The 6,542-nt window shown below is 31.3% G+C and carries 3 protein-coding genes; all 3 read left to right on the forward strand.

Features of this window, described 5'->3' with window-relative positions; all coding sequences use genetic code 11:
• The first annotated feature begins 19 nt into the window (after positions 1-19).
• The 3 genes from ACWYN7_RS05885 to ACWYN7_RS05895 are packed head-to-tail and all read left to right on the forward strand — an operon-like array spanning position 20 to position 6,466.
• Complete coding sequence (locus ACWYN7_RS05885) at positions 20-2,452, forward strand: glycoside hydrolase family 31 protein (protein ID WP_462858921.1); 2,433 nt, start codon at positions 20-22, stop codon at positions 2,450-2,452.
• A gap of 4 nt (positions 2,453-2,456) precedes the next feature.
• The gene (locus ACWYN7_RS05890; protein WP_462858922.1) at positions 2,457-4,613 is read left to right on the forward strand and encodes a family 43 glycosylhydrolase; all 2,157 of its coding nucleotides are present in this window, start codon (positions 2,457-2,459) and stop codon (positions 4,611-4,613) included.
• A gap of 5 nt (positions 4,614-4,618) precedes the next feature.
• Entirely contained in the window at positions 4,619-6,466 is a 1,848-nt protein-coding gene (locus ACWYN7_RS05895) for an RICIN domain-containing protein (RefSeq protein WP_462858923.1), read from the forward strand.
• Positions 6,467-6,542: the final 76 nt, after the last annotated feature.

A 6,542-nucleotide genomic window follows, 5' to 3' on the forward strand; every position in this document is an offset into this window, starting at 1 on the left:
AAGATAATAATTAAAAATAATGAAGAAAATAATTAGTAATCTTTTATGTCTTGTTTTAGCATTGTTCTTAGGGTTACAAGTAACTTATGCTCAGCAATATACTAAAACAAGTAAAGGGCTAAAAGCTGTAATAAATAATCAGGTTTTAGAAGTACAGTTTTTTACATCAAAAACAGCAAGAATTCTCAAATATCCAGAGAATAGTAAATTTGAAAAAGAAAGTTTATCTGTTATTAAAACACCAGAAACTGTAGATATTAAAATAAATGAAAAAAACAATCTTATTACAGCTTCTTCTGCTTTTATTGTTTTAAATATTAATACCAATACTGGTAAAATTTCTTTTTTTGATACAAAAGGTAATAGCTTACTTACAGAAAAAGATTATGGTTCTCAATTTACACCCATAAAAGATGTAGATAGAAACTCTTTTATTGTTCGTCAGGCTTTTTTGCTAGATAAAGAAGAAACAGTATATGGTTTGGGACAATTTCAACACGGAAAAATGTCTCAGCGTAATCAAAAATTACTTTTAAGACAAGATAATTTAGAAGATACATCACCTGTTTTACAATCTGTAAAAGGATATGGTATTTTTTGGGATAATTATGCACCAACTTATTATACAGATAACCCAACTGAAACTTCATTTGAATCTGAGGTAGGAGATTGTATAGATTATTACTTTATGTATGGTAAAAATTCTGATGGAGTAATTGGTCAATTACGAAAATTAACAGGGCAAGCACCAATGTTTCCTTATTGGACATTTGGTTATTGGCAAAGTAAAGAACGTTATAAAAGTCAAGATGAAACTGTAAATGTTGTTAAAAAGTATCGCGAATTAGAAATTCCTTTAGATGGTATTATTCAAGATTGGCAATATTGGGGAACAAATTATCAATGGAATGCAATGGAGTTTTTAAATCCTACATTTCCAAATCCGCAAAAAATGGTAGATGATGTGCACAAGTTAAACGCGCACATGATTATTTCTATTTGGGCTTCTTTTGGTCCAGAAACAAAACCATTTAAAGTTTTAAAAGAAAAGAATATGCTTTTAGACTTTAAAACTTGGCCTTTGTCTGGTAACGAAGGTTGGCCACCAGATCCTAATTTACCATCAGGTGTAAGAGTTTACGACGCTTATAACCCAGAAGCTAGAGATATTTATTGGAAGTATCTAAATGAAGGCATTTTTTCTTTAGGAATGGATGGCTGGTGGATGGATTCTACAGATCCTGATCACTTAGAAATGAAAGACTCAGATTTTAATGAAAAAACACATTTGGGCTCTTTTAGAAAAGTTAGAAATGCTTTTCCTTTAATGACGGTTGGTGGTGTTTATGATCATCAAAGAGAAACAACTTCAGATAAGAGAGTATTTATTTTAACCCGTTCTGCGTTTACTGGTCAGCAACGTTATGGTGCCAATACTTGGTCTGGAGATGTTGTTGCAGACTGGGATGTTTTAAGAAATCAAATTTCTGCTGGACTAAACTTTTCTTTAGCAGGAATACCTTACTGGAATAGTGATATTGGAGGTTTTTTTATATGGAATTTTCCTGGAGGATATAAAAATAAAGCATATCACGAACTTTATGTACGTTGGATGCAATTTGGCGCATTTTCTCCAATGATGCGTTCTCATGGTACAGATACACCAAGAGAATTATGGTATTATGGAAAAGAAGGAGATTGGACATATGATGCACTTAAAAAAATGATAGAATTAAGATATAAGTTTTTACCTTATATATATTCTAATTCTTGGGATGTTACAAAAAACAGTTCTAGTATTATGCGTGCTTTGGTAATGGATTTTCCAGAAGATAAAAATGTTTTAGACATAGACAATCAATTTATGTTTGGTAAAAATATTTTAGTTTGTCCAGTAACAGAACCAATGTATGTTAAATATAGGAAAGAAGGCAATAAATATTTTGGTGAAGGAGAAGACTTTACCCAAGTTAAAACAACGAAAGTTTATCTTCCTGCAGGTTCAAACTGGATTGATTTCTGGACAGGAGAAGTAAAAAAAGGAGGAGAAACTATTAAAAGAGAAGTACCAATAGATATTTTACCACTTTACGTTAAAGCTGGTTCAATAATTCCTTTAGGACCTAAAGTACAATATGCAGATGAAAAAAAAGGACCAATAACACTTAGAGTTTATCCTGGGGCAGATGCAACTTTTACTTTATATGATGATGAGCACGATAATTATAATTATGAAAAAGGGTCTTTTGCAACCATTAAATTAGATTGGAATGATAAAAAACAAAAATTAACTATTCATAGTAGAGAAGGTAGTTTTTCTGGAATGCTTAAAAAAATGAAATTCAATATAGTTTTAGTAACAGATAAAAAAGGTACAGGTAATAACAAAACTGAAATATTTGATAAAACTGTTAATTACAGAGGTAAAAAAATAACAATAAAATTAAACTAATAAAATGAAACTAAATCTGATAAAAAAAATTAGACAATTAAGTATTTGTTGTGCTGTATTATTTATAGCAGCTTGTAGCACTGAATCAAATGATAAAGAATATACTAGCTATCTATTTACATATTTTACAGGTAATGGCCCTGGTGAAGAAGCTGTAAGATATGCACTAAGTAAAGATGGTTATAATTATTATGCATTAAATAATAATGAACCAATTATAGATTCTAAAAAAATAAGTTCTTCAGGTGGAGTAAGAGATCCACATATTTTAAGAGGAGAAGATGGTAAAACATTTTACATGGTAATTACAGACTTGTATGTAACAGAACAAGGCTGGAATAATTATGCAATGATTTTAATGAAATCTACAGATTTAATAAACTGGACTTCTTCTATTATAAATATACCAGAAACCTACCCAGAAGAATTTGGTGATGTAAAACGTGTATGGGCGCCACAAACAATTTATGATAAAGAAACTAAACAGTATATGATTTATTGGTCTATGCTAGGAGATAAAGGGCCAGATATAATCTATTATGCTTACGCAAATGAAGATTTTACAGCCTTAGCAACAACACCTAAACAATTATATTTTAGCCCAAGTAATGCTGCTTGTATAGATGGCGATATAGTTTACAAAGATGGTAAATATCACTTATTTTTTAAAAATGAAGACCCGTCTAAAAAAGGAATAATGCAAGCTGTTTCTGATAGTTTAACTTCCGGTTATGAGGAGTTAGAAGGTTTTATGAATGTAACAAAAAAACCAGTAGAAGGTTCTAGTACTTTTAAATTAATAGACTCAGACGAATATATTTTAATGTATGATATGTATTCTTCAGGAAAATATCAGTTTACAAAAAGTAAAGACTTAAAAAGTTTTTCTGTTGTTGATGATAAAATATCAATGAATTTTCACCCAAGACATGGTACTGTAATTCCAATTACAAAAGAGGAAGAATTATCACTTCTTAATAAATGGGGAAATATAGGTAAAAGTGCTTTTGTGTCTTACAATTCAAAAGATATTAAAAAGAATAACGTAGTTGTAAACGATAAAAATAATACAATTTATCTTCCAGTTAATCTAGGTTCAGATTTAAAAAATTTAAATCCAGATTTTCAATTAACTCCAGGCATAACATATTCACCAAAAGGTGCTCAAGATTTCTCTAACGGAGCTGTAACTTATACTTTTAAAATGGGCGAAAAAACAAAAAGCTTTCAAGTTTCTGCTCAGCAAAACAATAATCCTGTTTTAAATGGTTTTTATGCAGATCCAGAAATTATTTATTCTCATAAAACAAATAAATATTATTTATACCCAACAAGCGATGGTTTTACAGGTTGGTCTGGTACGTATTTTAAAACATTTTCTTCGCCTGATTTAGTAAATTGGACAGATGAAGGCGTAATCTTAGATTTAAAAAAAGATGTAAGTTGGGCTAATAGAAACGCATGGGCACCAACTGCCATAGAAAAGAAAATTAATGGAGAGTACAAGTATTTCTATTACTTTACAGCTGCACAAAAAATAGGAGTTGCTGTTTCAGAAAATCCTACTGGTCCTTTTGTAGACTCTGGAAAACCATTAATTGCAGAAAGACCTAAAGGAATTAAAGGAGGACAAGAAATAGACCCAGATGTATTTACAGACCCTGTTTCAGGTAAAAGTTATTTATACTGGGGTAATGGTTATATGGCTTGCGCAGAGCTTAATAAAGATATGGTTTCAATAAAAAAGAATACCATAAAAATAATGACTCCAGATAAAACTTTTAGAGAAGGAGCTGAGGTTTTTTACAGAAAAGGAAAGTATTATTTCTTATGGTCAGAAGACGATACTAGAAGTCCTAATTATAGAGTAAGATATGCAACTTCAAACTCACCAACAGGAAAATTAAACATTCCAGAAAATAATATCGTAATAGAAAAGAAGCCAGAAATTGGTATTTATGGTACGGGTCATAATAGTGTAATACAAACTCCAGACACAGATGTTTGGCATATTGTTTACCATCGTTTTAATCGTCCAAATGGTATTACAATGGGCTCTGCTGCAGGTTTTAATAGAGAAGTTTGTATTGATAAATTAGAATTTAATGCAGATGGTAGTATAAAACCAGTAACACCAACAGTAACAGGGATTAAAAACTAAATAAAATGACAAAAATAAAATCAGTTAAAACAATTTTATGCTTATTTCTTTTTATAGCATTTAAACTTTGTGCACAAACTAGTACAAGTTCTAATTTTATAGTACAACCAGATGCAGATAGAACATTACTCTTTGATATAAACTCCGAAGGTGAGTCTAAACCTTTAGTATGGGGTATAGATACTGCATGGCCTAGCCTAGAGAATTTTAAAAGAGGTATGGCGTTTATGGGTCCCGAAAATATTGATGTAGTTCGCGTTTCTTATTTTACAGAAGAGCCTTTAGTAAATGGCGAACTTCACCCAAGAATTAAAGATGCTATAAATAAAAGATTAGACTATATAGCTTTATTAAATAAACCAATGAAGTTAACCATGAATAGCGTGCGTAATTCTGTAGATACTAGCTATGGTACTCAAGGAAACTATAACCCTGTAACTTGGGCAGCTAATATTGCTGCTACTATAAAATATTATGAAGCTGCAGGTCATGATGTAATTTCAATTTCTCCTTGTAATGAATGTGATCTTGGTAGTAGTTTTGGTAATGGAGACAAACCTTTTAGTGAAGCTCTTAACACAGAACTAAAAAAATTACCTGAGTTAGATGGTGTTAGAATTTCTTCAAGCACATTAAGTACAGACCAAGCTTTGCCATGGTACACCTATTTAAAGGAAACCTTAGATGAAGGAAACACTCATCAATTAGCAGGTTCTTTTAATAATTATGCTTCTTTTTTTGAAACTGTAAAAAGTGATGGTAAATATGCAAGTAATGATGAGTTACACAATGTTATTGAAGCAATGGTTGGTTTAGAATACGGTATGGAAATGGGTATTTGGTGGGGAACACCTGAATTTACTGGCGGTCAATTTGTTAAAGCTTCTGATGGTGTGAGGTTAGGTTACGCAGAACATAGACCAAATTGGACAGCAGCATCAGTATATAGAAATTTAGATGGAAAAGTAGAGGGTTTTTTAGGTGCTTCTGAAAGACAAGCCATAGCCACATCATATAAATTTGTGTCTAAAGACAGAGCTGTTTTTTATGATGGATATGGCCCACAAAGAGAATATGTTGTAAATATGCCTGGAGGAACTGGTTATCATCAAAACCAACCAAATGCAGAACGTGTAATTAACATACAATCTGGAGAGGATATTCAACCAGCAATTAGCGGAATGTACAAATTGGTAAATCGTGCAAGTGGTAAGGTTATACAGGTAGCTAATGGTTCTTCTAATAATGGTGCTAATTTAGAAATTGGTACAGATACTCAACAAAATTTTCAGCAATGGGAAATGAATTTAGTTCCTTCTAATGTTGGAGGAGATTTTACTTTTTATAAAATAGGTTTAGGCTCTGCTACTAATAAAAAAATAGCATTAGATGCTTCTAACCTTAATAACAATGCTAATATTATAACATTTGAAGATAGTAGTAGTTTAAATAGACAATGGTTTATTGAGTATGATGAAGATGGGTGGTTTTATATTGGAAACCGATTTAGTGGAAAGTTTTTAGATGTGGTTTCTACAGATGAAAATGCGAATGTTAGACAATGGGAAAAAAGAGATTCAGGAAATAATAATACACAGTTGTGGAGGTTTTTACCCATAGATGCACCTGTAGAGTTTAATGCTCCTGCAGCACCGATTAATTTAATTGCAATTGGTAAAGAAGAGGCTATAGAATTAAATTGGACTGCTAATACAGAAAATGACTTGGCAGGATATTCCATCTTAAGAGCTTCTACAGCTGGCGGAGAGTATACAACAATTCTGACTAACGTAAAATTAAGTTATTGTTATTCAGTAAGTTGCAAATCTTTATTTGTGAGTCCATATTTATGAATTTGCTTACGCATTCTTTTTACTAGTCCTAGTTTTCTTTTTTGGTCAAGGTAAAGATAACCTTTTGGATTATTGT

Source organism: Polaribacter sp. M10, assembly GCF_054968445.1.